Genomic DNA, 22,651 nt, shown 5'->3' on the forward strand with positions numbered 1-22,651 from the left:
AAAAACCGAGGTTATCGGTAATAGTTCAAAAGTACTGGGCACCGATATTCATATTTATAGCAACCGCCACATCCGGCGCTCACATAAATAACCTGATGAATAGAGCTTAGAACCCTATAGCATAAACGGTTTGATTCCCGTACCTTGTAACTGTCAACTGTCAACCATTCGACTACGCTCACGGCAAGCTCTCAACTGTCAACTGTCAACTGTCAACTGTCAACTGCTATATATGGATGATGATGATTTAAACGAATTAATAGATGCTTTTACCGCAGAAACGCAAGAGTTTCTCCAGTCAATGGAAACTCACCTGCTGGCGATGGAAGGCGCAGATTTGAAAGGGCGACAAGCGGGTGTTAAAGAAATGTTTCGGGCCGCTCACTCGATTAAAGGTGCGGGTTCGATGTTGGGCTTTCAAGACGTGTCGGCGGCGGCTCACACGCTGGAGGACTGTTTTGTCATTTTGCGCGATCGCACGGACTTGTCGGCCCTGGAACCGGTCACTATAACTGTTTTGCTGCAAGGGGTGGATGCTCTCAAAAAGATAGCGGCCGAAGCAATTCACCACTCGGATGTCAGCACTCCCGATCAAAGGTCAAACCTGGAGGCGATCGCCCAAATTCATGCCCAGTTCGAGGCAAAGTACGGCAAGCCGGGGCCGCCGCCAGTCCCCGCAGCCAGTCGATCGGCAGCCCCGGAAACCCTGAAACTGATTTTTGAACACGAATTGCCGCCAATCTTCAATCGCCTAGAAACTGAGCTTTCCCAAGCTTCGGAGGCAGATTTGCCAAAAAGCGTCACCGCCCTCAACCAGGTTTATTACCAACTCTCCGGCTTGGCTGGAATGCTGCAATTGCCGGATTTTGGGAAAGTCGCTGAACCCCTCAGAGATTTGATCGACTCTCCAGATTTGACTTTACAGCGGTTGCAGTCCGAGGGTTGGGCGATCGCCCAGTCGTTGCAAACCGCACGCCAGCAGCTATTAGACGGAAGGGCGATCCTCTTCGAGGGCTGCGCTAACGAACTCCCCCAAATCTCCCCCCCACCCCCAAACGAATCACAAACATCCGAAACCTCCCCCCCTCTCCCCCTCTCCCCCTCTCCCCTCTCTCCCTCTCCCCCCCTCCCCAACCCGCAGCGACCAACAATCCGCGTAGACTTAGAACGGTTAACAGAATTAGTGAATCTGGTCGGAGAATTAGTCATCAACCGTACAAATTTGGAACTGCAAGAATCCGAATTGCGCGGCGAAGTCAAACGCATCCGCCGCAGTATCGTAGATTTAAATCAATTCGGCGGCCAGTTGCGCGAAGAATACGACAGACTGAGTTTTGCAGACTGGAGAGGAGGAAACGGCAATTCGGGATTAGGAAAACTTGCAGGATATGAAACAGAATTTCCACTGATTGTTAACGACAAATCCTCGATCGACCATTCTCACTTCGATATCTTAGAGATGGATCGTTATACAGAGTTCCACTCAACCGCCGCAGAAGTCATCGAAACCGCCGAAGCAATTTCTCAATCCGCCACCAAATTAGACACCTTAGCAATGAAATTCGAGCGCAGTACCGACCAACTGCGCCGCATCACCGAACAACTTCGCAGCCGCGTCATGCAGTTGCGAGTCGTGAGTTTCAGTCGCGCCGTAGACCACTTACCGAGGGCGCTTCGGGATATGTGCCTCACCTACGATAAAGATGTCAACCTGCTGTTAGTAGGAAGGGATACCAAAATTGACGAAAGTTTGCTCGACGCTTTGCGCGATCCCTTGGTACATTTAGTAAGAAACGCTTTTGACCACGGCATCGAAATGCCCGAAGTTCGGCAAGCAATTGGCAAACCCGCCAGCGGTCAAATTGAAATCGAAGCCCGCCACCAAGGCGGCCAAACTATTATTACTGTCGCCGATGACGGTAAAGGTATTGACCCGGAAATCATTCGCCGCAAAATAGTTAAAAAGGGTTTAGCGACGGAAGAACAAGCCCAAGAATTTTCGATTGCCGAACTCTATGATTTTCTATTTTGGCCCGGTTTCAGCACTGCCGAGGAAGTGAGCGATCTTTCCGGGCGAGGAGTCGGACTCGACGTGGTGCGAACAAATTTGCGGACTGTGCGGGGGACTGTGAAGGTGGATTCTCGCCTGGGAAAAGGTACGAGTTTTATCATCAAACTGCCATTGTTGCTGTCGATTACTGAGGCTTTGATGGTAAAGACCGATCGCAATAAAATAGCAGTACCGCTAGATGCAGTCGAGGAAATTCTGCATATTAAAGCTTCGGAAGTTCACACCGCCGGCAATCAGCCGATGTTGTGGTGGCGGGATGAATTTATTCGTTTGGTGCGACTGCAAGATTTGCTCGAATACAGCGTCGTCGGGCCCGATGGCCCCTCTCCAGACCCTTTGACTCAAGATCACATTCCCGTCTTGGTTTTGGCTTCTACCGAAGGAATGCTGGCGGTGGCCGTGGAACGCCTGATCGGCCAGCAGGAAATTGTGGTTAAACCTTTGCCGCCTCCTCTATCCAAGCCTCGCGGGGTTTTGGGGAGTACGATTTTGGGGGACGGTAAAGTTGTAACTATTTTGGATGTGGATGATTTGGTGGGTCAACCTTTATCCAATAGTTCGATCGCCCCTGTGTCTGGTAAAGTGCCACAAGTGGCGCCGACTTCGAGTCAGTCGCCCCAGATTTTGGTAGTGGACGATTCCTATACAATTCGGCAGTTGTTGTCTCTGATGCTGACTCGTGCCCGCTACCGCGTAGTTCAGGCTAAAGACGGCTTGGATGCCCTGGAAAAGCTGCAAAATGGTCTTGATTGCAGTTTGGCGATTGTCGATATTGAAATGCCCCGGATGGATGGATTTGAATTATTGCGCTCTATGCGATCGACCCAGCGGTTTGCTAAGATTCCCGTAGCCATGCTGACATCCCGCAGCGGCGAAAAACACCGACAAATGGCAATGGAATTAGGCGCCAATCAATATTTTACGAAACCTTACAGTGAATCTCAACTTTTAGAAGCAATACCAAAATTAATCAAACATTAAATAAAGGTACGTTGTTGCGCTTTAGCGCTCTTTCATATATATACAAAGAGCGCTGAAGCGCAACTACATACCTAGAAAAAAATACTATTTCCCAGCAGTGCCTGGTAACGAATAGATTCCCAATCTAAAATCAAAAATCGCATGACTCACACGAATTACAATCGCCGCTTTCGCAGCAAGAAACAAGGCGCTGTCAGAACTCCTCCTCGAAAACTTGTGTCCTTTGAACTGGGAAACGTTAATTATGCGGTTCCTATAGAAAAAGTGCAGCGTGTTGTCAAAGACTTTAATCCCTACGGTTTTTTAGATAGCGGTCAAAGTTTAGTTCGGCACCAAGAAGAACTAATTACCCTGATTAATTTATCTAAAATATTTCCTAGCAGTCGGAGTATTGCTGACTGCAACTACCTGATTGTTTGCAGCTTAAATAAAAGCGATCGCTTGGGAATTCCCATTCCTGAGATGCCGAAGATTTTGGAAATTGCCGAAGAAAGTTTCTGCGAAATTCCAGAGTTGTACCGCCAACAGCAACTACCTGCGGTAATAGAAAAGTTGATTCGCGCCCCTGACGGTTCCGAAGTTTTTTATCTGAATTTGGCTCTATTTAGCCCAACCTAATATCTAGCAATTTTCAGTCATCATCCAAACGAGGAAGCCCAATATTTGCTCAACCGGAAGCAGAGAATAATCAGTAAGATCGATAGATACGCATTGCTCTTCTAGTTTAAGAAACCGCCAAACTGTACCGCTAGTTACGGTTCCGTAAATAGTCGATATCGGCTGTTGCTTTTGTTGGTTAAAACGTTGAGCGGCAACCATTTCTGCAAGGCATTGCCCCAAACCTGGTTTAAGGTCTTCTTTCTTGGCTTCCACTAAGACAACCGCAGGGGCTTTAATAAATAGTTGTTCCGGGGAACGACTTAGGAGAAAGTCCACATAGCCTGTGAGTTCAGCCTCCGGTTCTACATTGAATTCTTCGCCGGAAAAAACGCTAATCTGCCCTTGAAGCTGCCGTTTGACTTCCAGCAACACAGGATTGATAATCCCCTCAGATCGAGCTTTTTCACTGCTGACTGCGATCGCCCATGGAATCGTTTCTTTAAGAGTATCCTGAAGCAAAAGACTAGGAGTGACTGGCGCAATTTCGGGGAAGAAACGCGCGCCTTCAACGATCGTAAGATTGAAATCCTCTACAGCTTTGCTGAGAGTAAATTTACTGTAAGGCATAGGTTAATTATTTGCGATCGCATACCGTAACACTTTTGACTGAAATCAGGAATGTTTTATTTTTGGCTTAATATACTCGATTGAGTGTACCATCTTTACAGAGAATTTGCTGTAAATGGTATTCTTGCAAGCAAGAAGTTATTTATTTATGAAAAAAATCACAATACTGTCGATCGCCCTGCTAATTTCTGCCGCCACTCTAGAATATCCGAAGGTGGGGCTGCAACTAAGGGCGATCGGGCAAACACCAACGCCCCAAACACCAACACCTCAACCACCAATCATCCAACCACAAATACCCCAACCACCGACAACTCAACCACCAACACCCCAAACACCAACACCCCAAACACCAACACCCCAACCAAAAGCAGAAGATCCCAAAAAGCTCGGTTACGTCTCCCCAGAATTTGCCGAAAGGTTCTCCCAGCAACAAATTGACCAAATCAACGCCAACGTCGAAACGCTGTTGCTAACCCAAAGCTGCGTCCGTTGCGACCTCCGAGCTATAAAATTAGTTAACATACGCTTAAAAAATGCGATCGTCACAGGAGCAGATTTATCAGACGCCAGCCTCAGCGGTAGTACCTTCGAGATCTCAGATTTTGTCAACACCAATATGGCTCGCACAGACTTAAGCGGAGCCCAGTTAATCGGAGCGAGAATCAGCAACACCAACCTCCGAAAAGCCAACTTGACAGGAACCAATTTAGACGGTGCAGACTTGCGATTTTGCGACCTCAGAGACGCAAATCTGTCAAATGCGAACCTCCGGAATGCTAATATAGATGGCGCTAGTATCGATCGAGCCAGCATGGCCGGCACAACCATGCCAGACGGCCGAAAAAATTAATCACAAAATCTTTCCTAGAGGCAGAAACCGGGTTTTTTTTACGAAGCTACTGCATCAAAACCCTTAATCGCATAAAAAACCCGGTTTCTTTGGTATTGATAAGTCCAAAAATATAAATCAAACAGCCAAAAACCTCTGAACCACCTCATCACTCAACTCGCTAGTGCTTCCAGAAGCCACAATCCCGCCTTTCTGCATAGCATAATACCAATCAGCTTGCCGCACAAAATGCAAATGTTGCTCCACCAACAAAACCGAAATTCCCCTAGTCGCAACTACCCGGCGCACAGCAGCTTCAATGTCTAAAATAATCGACGGCTGAATTCCCTCCGTCGGTTCATCCAAAACCAGCAATTTCGGCTCACCCATCAAAGCCCTAGCGATCGCCAACTGCTGCTGCTGTCCCCCGCTCAAATCGCCCCCCATGCGATCGAGCATAGTCTTCAAAACCGGAAATAACTCAAAAATCTCATCAGGAACTTCAGGATTTTTGGTCAGAGTTGGTTTCGCTTCCAACCCTAACAATAAATTTTCTTTAACAGTCAAACGCGGGATAATTTCGCGCCCTTGAGGCACATAACCAATCCCCAATTTAGCCCGCTGGTGAGTCAACTTAGAGACAATAGATTGTCCGCCAAAATTAATTGTGCCGCTGCGAGGTTGCAGCAAGCCCATTAGGGTTTTTAGCATAGTAGTTTTGCCAACACCATTGCGGCCGATCAAGCAAACCATTTGCCCCGCATTAACACTTAAATCGACACCGCGCAAAATGTGACTTTCGCCATAGTAAACATTCAAATCAGAAACTTGCAGCATATGTTTGATAATTAGTAATTAGTAATCGGTAATCCGTTACATCCGTTACACAATCCGTTGCCGAACTTCTTCACTCTTCTGGTTTTCCCAAATATACCTCAATTACCCGATCGTCATTTTGCACCTCATCCATCGTTCCCTCGCACAAAACAGCACCCTGATGCAACACCGTCACCTGCCGCGCAATTTGCCGCACAAACTCCATATCATGTTCAATTACCAACACCGAATGACTTTCGGCCAGCGAAATCAGCAACTCTCCAGTTAACACAGTTTCCTCATCAGTCAAACCCGCCACAGGCTCATCCACCAACAACAAATCAGGAGATTGCGCCACCAACATCCCAATTTCCAACCACTGCTTTTCCCCGTGAGAAAGCAAACCAGCCAAAACATCAGCCTTAGCAACCAAACCAATAGTTTCTAACAAACCCGCCACCGTGCGCTTTTCAGCAGCAGGAGCAGGCTTAAACAGAGTTGGAAATACATTTTTATTGCCGTTGCAAGATAGCTCCAAATTTTCGCGCGGCGTTAAATTCAAGTAAACTCGCGGCGTTTGAAACTTGCGGCCAATACCCAGACGCGCAATCTGATATTCGGACAATTGGCGCAAATTTTTGCCCTTAAATATCACTCGCCCTTCCGTCGGCTGCACCTTCCCCGTAATCGAATCGAGAAAAGTTGTTTTCCCCGCACCGTTAGGGCCAATGATAACTCGGAGTTCCCCCGCATCCATGCTGAAATTTAAACCGTTGATGGCTTTGAAACCATCAAAACTAACAGTCAAATTTTCTATCTCTAATACTTTTCCCTTCATAACTTTAATTCCGCAATATACAACAACTGATTTTTCTTGATTTTCCTGAATTTTAGTTGTAGGGTGCGTCAGTAAACAGTCTCTGGAAAAACCGAAAAATCTGCGGGCTGACGCACCTTACATAACTGCTTGTCCTTAATTGTCTTTGGAAGGTGCGTCAGCCTATAGTCTTTGAGCTAGCCGAAACATCTACTGACTGACGCACCCTACATAACTGCTACTGTTCAATCGCTGCGATAGCGTAAACAAGTTAATTACACCTTGACAGTGCTGGCATTAGGCAACGTACTAGATTAGATATTTAAGACTATTTTACAACCAGTTTAACATGATATTTTGTAATTATTCTCCTTTTTGTTAAGGATTGTTGATTTTTCAGAAGAGTCTGTGATTCTGGTATTATAATATGGCAACAGCTTGGTGCAGGTACTTTCAAGCTAAAAAAATACAGACTCTTAAAATGCGATCGCCTCTACTCCATTTCTCGCTCAACCGCCGGAGAAACAGGCTGTTGCAGAAAACGCCAAAATAGGAGGAGCGGGCAAGATGACGGCGCAAAATCGATACCAAACAGTCAAAGAACTAGGACGCAACCCAGAAGGAGGGCGCGTCACATCTCTAGGACTTGATACCAGTGTCAACCCGCCAATCAAGGTAGTCCTCAAAGAATTTCGCTTCGCCCAACAAGATTCTAATTGGTCGGGATTTAAAGCTTACCAACAAGAAATAGAAGTCCTCAAAGCATTGAATCATCCGCGCATCCCTGGCTACAGGGATTCTTTTGAAACAGCAGCCGGATTTTGTTTGGTACAAGAATACAAAGATGCTTCATCCCTGGACAAGCGCCGTACTTTTAAACCAGAGGAAATGAAGCAAATCGCTGTTTCTCTTTTAGAAATTTTGGTTTACTTACAAAGTCATGTTCCGCCAGTGATTCATCGGGACATCAAACCAGAAAACATTTTAATAGACAAACAAAAAAATGTTTACCTAGTAGACTTTGGCTTTGCTCGGATTGGCAAAGAAAAAAATGCTATCAGCAGCGTCTGTGCGGGGACAATGGGGTTTATGTCTCCAGAACAGTTATTTAATCGTCCCCTCAGCGAAGCTTCAGATGTTTACAGCTTGGGGGCGAGTTTAATCGCTTTGGTGACTAATACTCGATCGGCTAATATTGGGAATTTAGTTGATGACAACAGTCGCTTCAATCTTCAGGGAATAGCACCCCAACTGAATCCACTGTTTATTAAGTGGCTCAAGAAGATGGTGGAGCCTAACTCCAAACGTCGCTTTCCTAATGCAGAAGCGGCGCTGAAAGCCCTTCAGCCTATTGACATTACTGGTAAAAGTTCGTTACTAACAATCCTTCGCGATCGATGCAAAAATTTGAATCTATCGCCAAAAGTGCGATCGCGAATAATTGCCAGCGGAACTGGAACTCTAATAATAATAATTGCAGTTTTTGTTCTTCCCATTTCATTGAAGTATACAATAATTCAGTTCTTGGGAGGTAACTCCTCAAGGCTGTGTGATTCAATTCGCGCAGGAAACAGCGATATTGCTATAAATTATCTCAAATGGGGAGGCAACCCCGAGCCGCTTTCCGAGGGTTCAAATATTAAAATTTCCCTGCTGAGATGTGCCTTGTTGAGTGTCAATAGAAACAAATATTTTATCGAACAACTAATTGATAAGGGAGCAGATGTTAATTTCAGATCGGAAGGCGGCGAAACTCCACTTCACTTGATTGCTAGTATGATAGGAAACGATACGATCGAATTAGCAGATTTATTAATTACTAAAGGAGCGCAGGTTGATGCGAAAAATAATAGTTCACAAACTCCTTTGTCAGTGGCTATTTTCGGGCCTAACAACATTCAAATGGCCGAACTATTAATTTCCAAGGGCGCGGATATCAATATTAAGGATATTCGGGGCCGGACTCCACTGCATATAGCAGCTAAGACTCAATATTATGGCATAAAATTAACACAACTTTTAATAGCCAAAGGTGCAAATATTAATGCCAAGGCTGATATTGGTACTCCACTGCACGCGGCTGCCAGTATAGAGAGCTTTCTGACAGTGGAATTACTGGTTCAAAGAGGAGCTGATGTTAATGCTAAAAATGATTCTGGTCAAACTCCACTGGATCTGGTAAGTAGAAATAATAGAAATTTAAATCTTATCAAATTTCTCCAAAGTCATTCCAAATCTCAATGAGTCACATCCTGTGATTACTGGTTCCTTTCACTATGCCCCTTATCCCAAGTCCAGAGGCTCTGCCTCGCCTGTTTTGGATATATTTACTTGTTCCCAGGCTGTTTCCCTTTTGCTGGTTTTTGCTGGTTATCAGGTACAGCCTGGTAACAAGTATTTGGGTAAGATGCGGACTCAAGTCTTCACTAAAAACCTCTTAGCCTGGTAACGAGTATTTGAGCTAAATGCGGACTGAAGTCCTCACTACGAACCTTTTACTCAAAGCTAAAACTATTAGAAGTGCTCGTTACTGGAGCTGGAGTTGCAGCCATAATCCGCTCAGCCAACTTCGAGAGTGGCAGACTTTGCAAATACACTTTACCCGGCCCGGTTAGCTTGACTAAAAACAAGCCTTCGCCACCAAATAAAGCATTTTTAAAGCCGCCCACAAACTGAATATCGTAATCTACCGTCGGCGCAAAAGCTACCAAACAACCAGTGTCCGCCCGCAACACTTCGCCAACTCCCAAATTTTTCTCAACGATTGTTCCTCCCGCATGAACAAAAGCTAACCCGTTACCCTGTAATTTTTGCAGAATAAAGCCTTCTCCGCCAAAGAAACCGGCACCCAGCCGCTTGGTGAAAGCTACCTCAATTTCAATCCCGTTGGCGGCACAGAGAAATGAGTCTTTTTGACACAAAAATTTACCGCCAAGTTTGCCTAAATCGAGGGGAATTACTTTACCCGGATAGGGTGCGGCAAAAGCGACGCGGGCTTTGCGATTTCCGGCGTTGACAAAGGTGGTAATGAAAAAACCCGCTCCTGTCAGCATCCGCTTGAAACCTTGAAATAGGCCACCACCTGTGGATGTTTGCATTTGGATGTCGCCTTCCATGTATGTCATGGTTCCTGCTTCGGCCCTGACGCCTTCTTTGGGGTCGAGTTCAATCTCGATGAGTTGCAAATCGTCGCCGTAGATTTTGTAGTCAATAATATCTGCCATACGTTTCCCCTCAAATTTTAAAAAAACGAAGCTGCTTGCTACTGATATCTAAGCAGGTGGACATATATATTGCATCTGGGGAGCGAGTCATGTTAACGAAGCGAGCCGCTCCGAAAGCTGGTCTCCAGTCTATGGCGATTGCTTCGTTTCTCTCTTCCGGGTGACATTTATTTATATCCGCCTACTTATATATACACGATATTTTTGCAATCAATGTTCAAGTTCTTCTTTTTCGTGCTGTATTTCGGGGTCTTGTTCCAGGCTGGGGTAAGTAGATGCGTACTTGGGTTTTCGGAACAAGCGGCGGATGTGTTCAAAATCTTGATTTTGCAGCCATCCGACTAAGCCGTCTGGCAAGACTGTGACTACTATTAAAAATAGCGCGCCTTGGAAAAACAGCCACACTTCGGGGAATTGTTCGCTCAAGAAACTTTTGCCAAAGTTGACTAGCAGCGCTCCCAATATTGCTCCTGATAATGTGGCGCGACCTCCGACTGCTACCCAAATTACCATTTCGATGGAAAATGCTATATCCATTGCCTTTGGCGAAATAATTCCCGTTTGTACGGTGAATAAAGCGCCTGCAATCCCGGCTAAGCCGGCGGAAATTGCAAATACTAAAACTTTGTATCCTGTGGGATTGTAGCCGGAGAAACGCAGGCGCACTTCGTCGTCGCGAATTGCTAGTAGCAAGCGCCCGAAACGCCCGCTTGTCAGCCAGCGGCAGAGGGCGTAAGTTGCTGCTAGAAATAGTACGGTGAGAATGTAGAAAATATATTGAGTATCTCTGCCGTTTACTGTGGCTCCGAATAGGGTTTTAAAGTCGGTGAGTCCGTTGGTGCCGTTAATCAGTTTTTGCTGGCCGTTAAAGAAGTTGAAAAATACAATTGTGGCTGCTTGGGTGAGAATTGAAAAGTAAACGCCTCGAATGCGATTGCGGAATACTAAGTAACCTAAAAGTCCGCCCAAGATGGCTGGGATGAGGAATAGGGCGATGACAGAGAAGGGAAATGAATAGAATGGTTGCCAAAACCAGGGCAGTTCGGTGACGCCGTAGAGGTTCATGAATTCGGGTAATTGACTGCTGGCGGTTGGGGGAATTTGCAGTTTTAGGTGCATGGCGAATGCGTAGCCACCGATCGCAAAAAATACGCCATGTCCCAGACTGAGCAAACCTGTATATCCCCAAATTAAGTCTATACCGAGAGCTACAATCGCTAGTGCTAAAAATCGTCCCAATTGGTTGAGACGAGCGTCAGCAAGTATTCCTGGGACGATCGCGATCGCAATTATGGCGATCGCCCCTACAATTGCTGCTTCTTTAAACAGAGCCTTTTTTTCTGTATTCTTCATTTTTTTGCCGCTCAAAGCTGTAGTTTTTAATTCTCAACAGTCCGTCCTTTTTGCGGAAAAATTCCGCCCGGCTTCACTTGCAGAAAAGCCATAATTAAGGCGAATACCATGACTTTTGCCATGCTGGTGGTGGCGAAAAATGTGAAAAAATCAGCTAAAGGCTTGACAGGAGCAAACATTAATGCAAGTGTTCCCGATCCGATGAGATAATTTGCAGTGCCGATCGCCATTGCAGCAACTATACTGCCCATAATCTTGCCCACACCGCCCACAACCACCACCATAAAGGTATCGACTATATAATTTTGTCCGGTATTTGACCCTACAGAACCAATCAAACTAATCGCGCACCCAGCGACACCAGCCAATCCCGAACCCAAAGCAAAAGTCAGCGCATCTACTTGTTCGGTAGGTATTCCCAAACAAGCGCTCATGCTGCGATTTTGCGTCACAGCGCGAATCCGCAATCCCCACACAGACTTTTGCAAAAATAGGTAAATTCCTGCCAAACAAATGCCTGTCAGCGCAATAATAAAAAGTCGGGCGTAGGGTAACTGAAAAGTTCCCAGCGGGATGCCGCCGCGCAGCCATGCAGGCGCAGTCACATCAACGTTTTGAGCGCCAAACCAAGGTTGAGTTACTGCCAGTTTGTAAGTTTCCCCTAAAAATGCGCTCACTGCCCAGGAAATACCGAGAGACAGAGGCAAAATTATGGCGATAAATGTGCTGCGAGTGCGATCGAAATCGGGGCGCCGTTTCAGCACCTGCAAGCCGCCAAAAAACAGCAAACAAAACACCGCAATTCCCGTTACCAGCCCCCAACTGACGCTGCGAACAAACTGCTGCAAAATCAAACTTACGCCCCACGTCGCCAGCAGAGTTTCTAGCGGCCGCCCGTAGAGATGACGAATCACTCCCCGTTCGAGAATTAATCCTACTAATGCCGCCACTAAAAAAGCGAGGGGAATGGCAAATAAAATATAAGTTTCAAAGGCAAATCCTCCGATACCTTTGAAGAAATTCTGCACTACAAAAGTTGTATAAGCCCCCAACATCATCAACTCGCCGTGAGCCATATTAATTACGCCCATCAGCCCAAAAATAATCGCTAATCCCAGGGCTGCAATTAGCAAAACAGCGCCGATGCTAATGCCATTAAATAAACCGTCCAATAAGTCGATCGCCATTTTTTTCCTCTTACTTTTTTACATACAATAAATATTTTTTGTAGAGGTAGGTTTTATTTCATGCGTCTCAACTTAGAACTAAAACCATCTGTATAATAGCGCTGGTAGCCAAGTCTCGATCCCCCTAAATCCCCCTTAATTAATAAGGGGAGTAGGGGTTGACTTTGAAATCAAGATATTGTCCCCCCTCCCACCAGGGGGGTTAGGGGGGATCGAATATCTGTTGCCAACATTAAATAAAATTGGTCTTGGCTACTTATGGTGCCTTGAATTTGCCGCCTTTTGCGGGGTCAGACCAATCGCAAGAAAAACCTTTTGTTTCAGCGACAAACTGATTCCAAGGAATCGGCTTCACGGCTTCTGGCGTAGCAAAAGTGATGTTAAACAAACCATCTTCTCTCACTTCGCCCAACCGCACAAATTTAGAAAGGTGATGGTTAACTTCCAGGGTTACTTTGCCACCCGGGGCGTCAAAAGTTTGACCCAAAGCTGCTGCCCGCACTTTTTCCAAATCGTCTGGTGTTCCTGCTTTTTCGACGGCTTGCTTCCACAGGTAAACCATGATGTAAGCTGCTTCCATCGGGTCGTTAGTCACTCTGTCTTTGCCGTATTTTGCCTTGAAAGCTTCCACAAATTTTTTATTTGCCGGAGATTCCACAGTCATGAAGTAATTCCAGGCGGCGTAATGGCCTTTGAGATATTCTACGCCGATCGCCTTTACTTCTTCTTCTGCTATACTGACTGACATTGACGGATATTTGTCCGGGGTCAAACCTGCGCCCTGCAACTGTTTGAAAAATGCGACGTTGCTGTCGCCGTTGAGGGAATTGAAAATGACACCACCTTCGGGTAAAGCTGCCTTGATTTTAGTAATAATTGGCGTGACTTCTGTACCGCCCAAAGGTATGTAATCTTCCCCAACTAATTCGCCACCTTTGGCTGCTAGCTGTGCTTTGATAATAGTGTTTGCGGTGCGGGGGAAAACGTAGTCCGACCCGACTAAGAAGAATTTTTTGCCTTTATTTGCTAGCAGCCAGTCTACTGCTGGTTCGATTTGCTGGTTCGGCGCAGCCCCGGTATAAAAGATATTCTTGGAGCACTCTTGACCCTCGTATTGTACGGGATACCAGAGCATATGATTTTTTTCTTCAAATACTGGTAACACTGCTTTGCGGCTGGCGGATGTCCAGCAGCCAAAGACGGTGACAACTTTGTCTTGATCGATCAATTTTTTGGCTTTTTCGGCAAAAGTCGGCCAGTCTGAGTTGCCGTCTTCTACTATTGCTTGGATTTGTTTTCCGAGGACGCCGCCAGCTTTATTGATTTCTTCTATCGCTAATTGTTCAGCCTCCACAACGCTTTTTTCGCTGATTGACATTGTGCCGCTCAAGGAATGCAAAATTCCTACTTTGATCGTGTTCCCACTGCTGGCTGCTGGTGCTGCTGGTGTAGTTCCTGCTGCTGTGGGAGAAGCGGCTGGGGTTGCGGTTGGAGTGGGAGTTCTACAAGCTTTTAGAAATAAACTTGATGTGAGGGTAGCAGAACTGTATAAGAGAAATTTCCGCCGATCGAATCGCTTTGTCATTTTTTCTAGTTACTCCTGAATAGCTCTGTCAGATGATTGAGAATAATAACACATAGCGACTTGATATTAAGACTCGTTTTAGAAGACTGTTGTACCTTTAGATACAAAACTTATTGTTATTGACAAATTGAAGGTTTGGTGGGGATTGAGAGTAACTGCGACAGAAACCCGTTTGTCAACCCAAATACGTCTTTTCCGGAATCAGTCTGAAATTAGAAACCCGCTTTTTTTATAGCGATACCTGATGAATGTTGGGAGTTAGGCAGAAATTGCTCGATCGCACGCAAGCCAATCTCAAACCACCTCACCCGCCCAAAATTTGTAGAAATATCCCTGATTTTATGGAGAATAGCGGACTCGAACCGCTGGCCTCTGCGGTGCGATCGCAGCGCTCTACCAACTGAGCTAATTCCCCTGATTGACTTTTAATTTAACATTTTAGATGCCCGATTGCCAAATCTCAAAGGCTTACAGGTCGCATTTGTATTGAATTTGGCAGACAGTCAACTACGTTAGCACGTAACTGCTAAAAACGTCAAGTGTTTTATGCTGCTGGTGGAGTCGGGGCGATCGAGCAAAGTTGGGCTACTCTGTCCAACTCTAAATCAGCAAAATAGTCCACCGTCCAATTAGCTTGGCGCTGGATCATGTGAAACGGGTAAGTGTGAGTCACCCCCGCTACCTGAATCCCCGCTTTTTTCGCCGCTTCTATCCCTGCAAAGGTATCTTCTAATGCCAAACACTCGATCGCTTGCAAGTTAAATCCGGGATATTTCTGGTTGAGAAGTTCCACCGCCAACAGATAGCCGTCGGGTGCTGGTTTGCTCGCCATCAAGTCGTCGCCTGCGACAATTAATTCAAAGTTTGCAGCCAAACCCGATCGATCTAACACCAATTCTATATCCGATCGCATTGCCGCGCTAACTACCGCCATTTTTAGTCCGGAAACCCGAATTTTGTCAATAAATTCTGCCACATCCGAATAAATGGGCAATTTTTCCAAACTATTGATTGTTTCCTGATAAGCTTGGGCCTTGCGTAGCAGCAAGCGATCGAGGTATGTTTCTGTCAGATATCGTCCCCGGCGCTTCAGCAGTTCGGTAATACAAGTGCGATCGCTCCTTCCCAAGCACACTTCCCGAAACTCCCCACGTTTGAGTTGGAGATTTTCATCTAGCATCAGTCGATCGATTATTTTCTCGTGAATCGACTCGTCATTAATAATAACGCCATTAAAATCAAATAAAACTGCTTTTAGAGTCATTAGTCATTGGTTATTGGTTATTGGTTATTAGTCATTGGTTATTCGTTATTCGTTATTCGTTATTCGTTATTCGTTATTCGTTATTCGTTATTCGTTATTGGTTATTCGTTATTGGTTATTCGTTATTCGTTATTGGTTATTCGTTATTGGTTATTCGTTATTGGTTATTGGTTATTGGTTATTCGTTATTGGTTATTCGTTATTGAATAGCAACTCTCAACTGTTAGCTGTTAGCTGTTAGCTGTTAGCTGTTAGCTGTCAACTGTCAACTGTCAACTGTCAACTGTCAACTGTCAACTGTCAATTGTCAACTGTCAACTGTCAACTGTCAACTGTCAACTGTCAACTGTAAGCTGGAATTCCCGGTAAATCGCCATCCAAATCAGGAACCAAATCGATCGGATTCCACACCTTCGCCGCCCGCACCGGTTCCAAATCTTCCCCAGCAAGAGGTTTCACACCCTGCGTTACCTGATGCACCCACCAGTGATCCTGAGTTTGCACCGCCGCGAATCCAGCAGCCCCCGCCCAAGCATCAATACTACCAGTTGCATAAGACTTAATATAAGGCTCTTCAAAGATATCAGTCAGCCACTCTGTCTGCCGCAAAGTTTTTTGGTTTCCGTCCAAAATTGCCACTTGTCCCCCAACCTTCAGCAATCGGAAACTTTCTCGCAAAATTGCCCGCGATACCGCAGGTGGCGTCTCGTGAAACAGCAAGGAAGCTGCAACTAAATCAAAGCTGCCGTCAGCAAAAGCAACGCTTTCGGCATTTCCGTGCAACCACTCGATATTTAAGCCGGCTTTTTGCGATTTCATTTCGGCGACTACCAGCATATATGGCGACAAATCCAGGCCGACAACTTCCGCTTCGGGAAAGGCTTGTTTGAGCATCAGCGTGGTTGAGCCAGTGCCGCATCCCAAATCGATGATTCGGCGGGGCTTCACCCGCACACCGTCTATTAAGCCTTGTCTGACGACTGTTTCGTGGGGAGGCAAAACGTATTGCGTAATTGGATCGTAGGAAACCGCTGCACTGGGGTTGAGGTAGCCGCCTTCGATGCCGTGAAAGTTTTGGCTGCTGTAATATTCGGGATAAACTAGGTCTGGTTGTCGGTGGCGATCGCCCGCTGTTTCCCAGTCGATACCTTCGTAGAGTCGTTTCAGTGCTTGTTCGTCGATCGCCAGTCGTATCAGGGGCGACAAAAAGCGCTCAAAAATTGTATCCTTGCCAACAGCCATAAAACTCCTTGCACAACAACTCTTTTAATTTTAGCCAAACCCAGCCAATTTAGCATTCATGAAAGCTCCTTTACCTGCGTTGCACTCATCCGTGGCGTTCCTTCCCTCTTCCTGCTTGCCTCTTGATACCCCTCCGCGATCGGAATTTTTATCAAAAACTCCGTCCCCCCGCCCTTAGGCTGAGCAATCTTGATACTGCCGCCGTGTCCGTCTACTACAATTTTGTAGCTAATTGCTAATCCCAAACCAGTGCCTTGCCCGACTGGTTTTGTAGTAAAAAATGGGTTAAAAATTTGGTCTTGAATGCTTTCGGGAATGCCAGGGCCGTTGTCGGCAATCGTCACCTTCAGAAACTTACCGCCATTTTGTCGAACTACTCCCGTGGAAATAGTAATGATTTTATCCAGGCGATCGATCTCCTTCAAAGCATCCATCGCATTGCTCAGCAAGTTCATAAACACCTGATTTAGCTGAGAGGGATAGCACTCGACTGAAGGCACTTTTCCGTATCTCTTGACTATATAAATCCCATTCTTGATCCGGTTGGAGAGCAGCAGCAAGGTATTTTCGATACCTTCGTGAATGTCCGCCAGTTTTTTGTCAGATTCATCGAGGCGAGAAAAGTTTCGCAAAGAAAGAACTATGGTGCGAATGCGTTCGGTTCCTATTTTCATAGAATTCAACATATGCGGCAAATCTTCCTCGATAAATTCCAACTCAATTGCTTCGGCAAACTCTTCTATTTCCGGAGTCACTTCTGGGAAGGTTTTTTTGTATAAACTCACCAAATCTAACAAATCTTTAGTATATTTGGTGGTGTGAGGCAAATTAGCCGAAATGAAGTTAACCGGGTTGTTGATTTCGTGAGCTATTCCGGCCACCATTTGACCCAGCGATGACATTTTCTCGCTCTGCACTAAATGAGTTTGTGTTTTTTTGAGTTCATCTAAGGCACTATTAAGCAGTTTTACTTGGTCTTGGGTTTGACTGTAAAGGTGAGATTGATTGATGGCGATTGCCAGTTGGTCTGCCACAGCTTTTAACAATTGGATTTCCTCCCCGCTCCAAAACCAATGGGTAGCATGACTGCAAATTAAATAACCCTGTCGCTCATTTTGAGTCTGAACATGGACGGCTAAATAGCTATTAGCTTTAAGTTCGATCGGTTGACTTGCACTCTGGATCCCAGTGTCGCTCGACAGAATAATTAGCTCGCATTTATCGCTGCGGAGTGACGAATTTTCCGAAAAGTAAGGGTCGAACTCGATCGCTTCTTTGGGACACTCAAATTCGCATGATTCCCACAAAATTTGTAAGGTTTTATTTTGCGGTTCGTGCCAACCAAAAGCCGCCCGTTCTAGGTGCAGCAAATTCACTATTTCTTCCACGGTGCTTTGCACAATTTTGTCTAATTCTAGGGAATCTTGAATGCGTCCGGCAATGCGGTTTAGCATGGCTTCTCGCTCCGCTTGAACGCGATTGTTTTCGGAGGAGTAAATTAGCCAAATTGCTGCTAGCATTGCCGGGACGAGCAGTCCGCCGACGACGGATGTCAGCAAATTTAATGCTTGGAGTTGGGATTCAATATTTTCGCGGGGAATTACTAGAGCCATTGACCAGTTAACTTCGCTGAGGGAAGCATAGGCTACATACACCCATTTGTCATCTATTTTTACCAGTTCGATATTCGTCTGATGGCTGGTCATATTGCGCGCAATTGCTGCTAATCCTGGGTCTTGTGATTTTAAAAAAGTTGGGGCTGGCAGGTCGATAGTTCCGATTAATTTATTGTTGGGATGAATAATTGGCACTCCTGCTGAATTAAGCACAAAAGCATAGCTGTCAGAACCGTATTGCAAGCTGTTAGCTACAGAGGCTACTCGGTCTACTTTAATGCTGCCTGCAAGAACTCCAATTACTTTGTTGGGATTGGGGGGCAATGCCCAAAGTGGAGCTGCAATAATGATTGCTGAAAGCTTGCTGCTGCGTCCGATCAGCGGGTCGGAAACGTTGACATTTCCGTTCATCGCCTTTTGAAAGTGTTGGCGGTCTTTGGTGTTGGTGTTAGTGCCTAAAGTGTTCTGCACCGATCCATCGGCTTGAACTAATGACAATAAGAAATACTCTTTTAACCTGTAGGTTTCTCCTTGCAAAATTGGTTCAACTAATTTCCAATCGAGAGTGCGAACAGTAGGAGAGTAAGCAATGGTTTCTATTTCTGCTTTGCGACTGCTGAGCCACTTATCGATTTCTTCACTGCCTTTTTCTAATTTTAATAGTGCTATTGCCTTTAAATTGTCGAGGATTAGTCCGCGCACTACGAAATAGCTAATGCAAGCAGTGGTGCTAATGCTTAAAGCCGTGCTGCCCAGTATTAGTAGGGTCAGCAAATGGCGGCGCTGCCGTCTGTGCTGCCAAAGACTGTGCGCTTGCTGCCACCGCAATTGAGCAGAATTACTTATTTTTTGCCACAAGCGGCGCAGCTTTTTTGTTTGATGGGGTGGCTGCACAGACACAGTTCGGGCTTGATTTGCTGGGTTTTGCATCATCAAATGTTCTCGTCGAGAGTCTAATAGATCAAACGGCATTTGTTATTCGTAATCCGGCAGAATTAATATTAGATAAATAGTGAGGGTTTGAGTCCTCATTGGTTATACCAATCAGGGGTTATACCACTTTTTGTTTTTAGATTTTTGATTAGACAATTGAAAATGACTGATTAATCTTGGGATGAAGAACAGAGTTTACCAGAAAGAATTGGTTGAAAGCCTCTCCCCGATCGGGAGAAATGAAAATCAGACTATTCATTACTCCAATCCTCTGACTTCTAGGTAGAGGTCGCTCTCAAACTGTCAACTTTCAACTGTCAACTGTCAACTGTTGAAAGTGAGGTTGTTTGAGAGAAATGGCATTACATTTCTGACTTGACAAATAAATTCCGATCGCGCGATAGCATTCGGTTTTAGCATCAACTTGATATTCAGACTTTCCCTTTGCTTACTTGATATTAGTGATTTAAGATATAGTGGTTGTCAATTTTCGTGAGGTACTTGTCAGTGATCTTACGAATTGCCAATCTGTGACCTGAATCACTTGAGAATTGCTATATCTTTAATATCTATCTCGTTTTTATAACAAAATTCTTGTAAATAACACAGAGAAAATACGGAGTTTTTTAAATTAGCAATGTATTATAATGTAGGGTGAAATCCCTGTTGACAATTTGACAAATTTGCGCTATGGCTTCAAGGAGAAATTTTTGCGTCTAAAGCTTTTTTGGCCAAGCGGGTTACATAAACGGTGAGGGCGATCGTTGCTATTAAACCAATGCCGTACAAAGCCCACTCAGCAGTAGTGCGCGATCGCCCTTGCGATCCAATTGCAGCCAAACTACCAGCCAGGGAACCGATATAAACATACATCACGGTTCCGGGAATCATGCCGATCCAAGATGCGAAAAAATAGTCTCTGAGAGACACCTGCGTTACTCCAAAAGCATAGTTGAGCAAATTAAACGGAAAAATTGGCGAAAGCCGCGTCAGCAGTACAATTTTCCATCCTTCTGAAGCAACGGCGGAGTCGATCGCCTGAAACTTGAGATTACCTGCTATCTGTTTGGAAACCCAATCGCGAGTTAAATATCTACCTGTTAAAAAAGCGCAAGTAGCGCCCAAAACCGATCCGATGGAAACGCAAACCGTGCCACCAACAACTCCGAACAAAACGCCAGAACCGAGAGTCAGCAAGGAACCGGGGATAAATAAAACTGTTGCTATAATGTAAATTAGAATAAAAGCTGCGGGGCCCCAAGGGCCGAGATTGGCGATCGACTCCAGGGCATTTGTCAGAATTCCTTGAAAATTGAAAAACTTGGCCGCCACAATCAAAGCCACAGCTAAACCAATCCCTAAAAACAGCTTCCACTTATTTGATGGTGGATTTTTGTCATCGGGCGATCGCAAATCATTCATTACCTAAACTCCCCGTCTAAATTGCATACATCGTCGTTTCCAGGGTAGGGACACGGCAGTGCCGTGTAGGGAGGGACACGGCAGTGCCGTGTCCCTACTGTATTTCATTTTCTAGGGTAGGGAAATGGCACTGCCATGTCCTGTATTTCTCAAATCAACGTACCGCCACAACTAGAACCGCTACCCGCCGTACAGCCGTAGCAATAAGCAGCAGTTTGCACCTCTTGAATTACATCTAAACTACCAGATTCCAGCAATTTAGCAACAGTTATAGTTTCCCCGCTGCCAGTTTTCGCCGGCAGATTTTCCATTTGGTTAAAATCGCAGTCGTAAACATTGCCCAAATAGTCGATCGACAATTCGTTCCGACACATTAAATGATCCAGAGTACCAGGATTAAAATTATTTTCCAAAAACCCCAGATAAGGCTTGTGCAGTTTTTTGTGTTCCAAATGAAACTTAGTCCGTCCCACAGGCAAATTAGTAATTGCGAACAAGTGATTAAAACAAATCCCAAAATGTTCGGCTAAATACACCTGATAATCTTGCTGTAACTTGCCCTGTTCCGCCGTCAGCGAAAACTTATCTGTTGTCGGAACCTGCGGATTGTACACCAAATCTAGAATTAAATTTGGGTTGTTTCCGTAGCCCAACTGATTCAGCTTTTGCAGAGCCCGAATCGAACTGTCAAAAACACCGCTGCCGCGCATTTTGTCAACATTATTAGCTTGGTAACAGGGAAGCGACGCCACAATTCTGAGTTGGTGTTGCGCGCAGTATTCGGGAATATCTTCAAAGCCTTTCTCAAAATAAATCGTCAAATTAGAACGAACAATAACCTCTTTACCTGCGGCCCTTGCAGCTTCCGCCAACGGTTTAAAACCGTAAAGCATCTCGGGAGCACCGCCCGTGAGGTCAACAGTTTGAATTTGAGGAAAACGGCGAATGATTTCAATTAATTGTTCGCATATTTCTGGGGAAAGTTCTTCGGTTCGTGTTGGGCTAGCTTCTACGTGGCAGTGACTGCAAGCGAGATTGCAGCGTTTGCCTAGATTAATTTGTAAAACTGCGATCGGCTTTTTAGTTAAAGCTGAGTTGAGTTTATTTTTGAAAGGCGTGATTGCGGTCTGAATCATGTGCTAAATTTTTTAGTCTGTGCTCGCAACGAATTTAGAGGCGTTCTGGTGGAACGTCTCTGATAATTTAGCATGAATTCAAGGGAAGCGACAGCGACAGATTTGAATTATTCGGTACAAAGCCTCGGCGGTTAGAAACCGCGGCTACACAAGCAAAGTCTGCCTCCGCAGACTGAAGAGAAATTATTGATTGTTCAACCCGCGCAGGCGCGTGAGTGTTTTTGTAGTTGCGATTTCAATCGCCGGGTAATTCTACAACTCAGATAGCTCGGAGAAGTCTTATTTGAGGGTTTCAACTAATTTCTCAACTCTTGCTTTGATTTCACCTCGAACGCGGTGAAAAGTTTCGATTGGTTGTCCGTCGGGGTCGTCGAGTTGCCAATCTTCAAATACTTCTCGCAATACCCACGCTTCAGGTAAATTCACGCCGCAGCCGCAGAGAGAAATTACTGCATCGTAATCTTCGGCGTTGAATTCGCTTAAGGCGTTAGATGTTTGATCGGTGATATCAATGCCGATTTCTGACATGACTTGAATTGCTGTCGGGTGAACTCTGCTTGATTCTAAACCGGAACTGGTGACGGCTATTTTGTCTTTGCCGATGGTTTTAGCGAATCCTTCTGCCATTTGCGATCGACAGGAGTTTCTTTTGCAAACGAACATTACTTTTTTCATGGTGTTTTTTGGGTTGTTGGTTATTGGTTGTTAGTTATTGGTTGTTGGTTGTTAGTTAGGGCCCCGGCGGTTAGAAACCGCGGCTACACAAGCGAAGTCCACCTCCGTGGACTGAAGAAAAATCCTTGATTCTTTAACCCGCGGAGGCGGGTTTTGTCTGTGTAGCCGCGATTTCAAGAGACTGTTGGCGAATTAAAAAAGGGTGAAACCAAACATCCCACAATCGTGGAAAAAAACTATGATGAGGCAGAGGGAAAAAGAGCGGCAAAA

The 22,651-nt window shown here is 45.3% G+C and carries 17 protein-coding genes and 1 tRNA gene; 4 read left to right on the forward strand and 14 right to left on the reverse strand.

Translation table 11 applies throughout. The annotated features are described in order from the left end of the window. Nucleotides 1-232: 232 nt before the first annotated feature. Both JGK20_RS04920 and JGK20_RS04925 read left to right on the forward strand, forming a co-directional pair. Nucleotides 233-3,052 (forward strand): hybrid sensor histidine kinase/response regulator, encoded by a 2,820-nt coding sequence (locus tag JGK20_RS04920; RefSeq protein WP_293191482.1) that lies wholly within the window; start codon nt 233-235, stop codon nt 3,050-3,052. A gap of 141 nt (nt 3,053-3,193) precedes the next feature. Beyond that, nucleotides 3,194-3,670: a chemotaxis protein CheW gene (locus JGK20_RS04925; RefSeq protein ID WP_293175165.1), complete on the forward strand. Its 477-nt coding sequence runs from the start codon at nt 3,194-3,196 to the stop codon at nt 3,668-3,670. A gap of 3 nt (nt 3,671-3,673) precedes the next feature. On the opposite strand, the gene JGK20_RS04930 is transcribed toward JGK20_RS04925, so the two are convergent. Continuing rightward, nucleotides 3,674-4,279: a hypothetical protein gene (locus JGK20_RS04930; protein ID WP_293175167.1), complete on the reverse strand. Its 606-nt coding sequence runs from the start codon at nt 4,277-4,279 to the stop codon at nt 3,674-3,676. Nucleotides 4,280-4,427: 148 nt separating this feature from the next. Between JGK20_RS04930 and JGK20_RS04935 the strand changes: the two genes are divergently transcribed. Further along, complete coding sequence (locus JGK20_RS04935; protein WP_293175169.1) at nt 4,428-5,132, forward strand: pentapeptide repeat-containing protein; 705 nt, start codon at nt 4,428-4,430, stop codon at nt 5,130-5,132. 117 nt (nt 5,133-5,249) lie between these two features. On the opposite strand, the gene urtE is transcribed toward JGK20_RS04935, so the two are convergent. Together urtE and urtD are read right to left on the reverse strand one after the other, a co-directional pair. After that, the gene (urtE, locus tag JGK20_RS04940) at nt 5,250-5,948 is read right to left on the reverse strand and encodes an urea ABC transporter ATP-binding subunit UrtE (protein WP_293195982.1); all 699 of its coding nucleotides are present in this window, start codon (nt 5,946-5,948) and stop codon (nt 5,250-5,252) included. 70 nt (nt 5,949-6,018) lie between these two features. Then, nucleotides 6,019-6,765, reverse strand: coding sequence for an urea ABC transporter ATP-binding protein UrtD (gene urtD, locus JGK20_RS04945; protein ID WP_293175173.1), 747 nt, complete (start codon nt 6,763-6,765; stop codon nt 6,019-6,021). 546 nt (nt 6,766-7,311) lie between these two features. Between urtD and JGK20_RS04950 the strand changes: the two genes are divergently transcribed. Beyond that, nucleotides 7,312-8,988: an ankyrin repeat domain-containing protein gene (locus tag JGK20_RS04950; RefSeq protein WP_293229578.1), complete on the forward strand. Its 1,677-nt coding sequence runs from the start codon at nt 7,312-7,314 to the stop codon at nt 8,986-8,988. Between the two features lie 251 nt (nt 8,989-9,239). Here the strand turns inward: JGK20_RS04950 and JGK20_RS04955 are convergent, their stop codons facing one another. The 11 genes from JGK20_RS04955 to arsC form a co-directional block, all read right to left on the reverse strand. Further along, nucleotides 9,240-9,968, reverse strand: a complete 729-nt coding sequence (locus tag JGK20_RS04955; RefSeq protein ID WP_293229581.1) for a TIGR00266 family protein — start codon at nt 9,966-9,968, stop codon at nt 9,240-9,242. 210 nt (nt 9,969-10,178) lie between these two features. Then, nucleotides 10,179-11,321, reverse strand: a complete 1,143-nt coding sequence (gene urtC / locus JGK20_RS04960) for an urea ABC transporter permease subunit UrtC (RefSeq protein WP_293229584.1) — start codon at nt 11,319-11,321, stop codon at nt 10,179-10,181. Between the two features lie 26 nt (nt 11,322-11,347). Next, nucleotides 11,348-12,508, reverse strand: coding sequence for an urea ABC transporter permease subunit UrtB (locus JGK20_RS04965; protein ID WP_293195978.1), 1,161 nt, complete (start codon nt 12,506-12,508; stop codon nt 11,348-11,350). Nucleotides 12,509-12,764: 256 nt separating this feature from the next. Then, nucleotides 12,765-14,093, reverse strand: coding sequence for an urea ABC transporter substrate-binding protein (gene urtA, locus JGK20_RS04970; protein WP_293175183.1), 1,329 nt, complete (start codon nt 14,091-14,093; stop codon nt 12,765-12,767). Between the two features lie 342 nt (nt 14,094-14,435). Next, nucleotides 14,436-14,508 (reverse strand) — tRNA-Ala (locus tag JGK20_RS04975). Between the two features lie 129 nt (nt 14,509-14,637). Continuing rightward, nucleotides 14,638-15,357 carry an HAD family phosphatase gene (locus tag JGK20_RS04980; RefSeq protein ID WP_293175185.1) on the reverse strand — a complete coding sequence of 240 codons (720 nt, stop codon included), beginning with the start codon at nt 15,355-15,357 and terminating at the stop codon, nt 14,638-14,640. A 342-nt stretch (nt 15,358-15,699) separates the two neighbouring features. Then, a complete protein-coding gene (locus JGK20_RS04985) occupies nt 15,700-16,599 on the reverse strand; it encodes a class I SAM-dependent methyltransferase (protein WP_293175187.1) in 900 nt (299 codons plus the stop codon). Nucleotides 16,600-16,655: 56 nt separating this feature from the next. Then, nucleotides 16,656-19,148, reverse strand: coding sequence for an ATP-binding protein (locus JGK20_RS04990; protein ID WP_293175189.1), 2,493 nt, complete (start codon nt 19,146-19,148; stop codon nt 16,656-16,658). A 696-nt stretch (nt 19,149-19,844) separates the two neighbouring features. Beyond that, entirely contained in the window at nt 19,845-20,570 is a 726-nt protein-coding gene (locus JGK20_RS04995; RefSeq protein ID WP_293175191.1) for a TVP38/TMEM64 family protein, read from the reverse strand. Between the two features lie 149 nt (nt 20,571-20,719). Then, a complete protein-coding gene (gene arsS / locus JGK20_RS05000) occupies nt 20,720-21,706 on the reverse strand; it encodes an arsenosugar biosynthesis radical SAM (seleno)protein ArsS (protein WP_293175193.1) in 987 nt (328 codons plus the stop codon). Nucleotides 21,707-21,985: 279 nt separating this feature from the next. After that, the gene (gene arsC / locus JGK20_RS05005) at nt 21,986-22,381 is read right to left on the reverse strand and encodes an arsenate reductase, glutathione/glutaredoxin type (RefSeq protein WP_293191475.1); all 396 of its coding nucleotides are present in this window, start codon (nt 22,379-22,381) and stop codon (nt 21,986-21,988) included. Between the last annotated feature and the right edge of the window lie 270 nt (nt 22,382-22,651).

Source organism: Microcoleus sp. PH2017_05_CCC_O_A, from assembly GCF_020738785.1.
In the GTDB taxonomy this organism is placed as follows: domain Bacteria; phylum Cyanobacteriota; class Cyanobacteriia; order Cyanobacteriales; family Microcoleaceae; genus Microcoleus.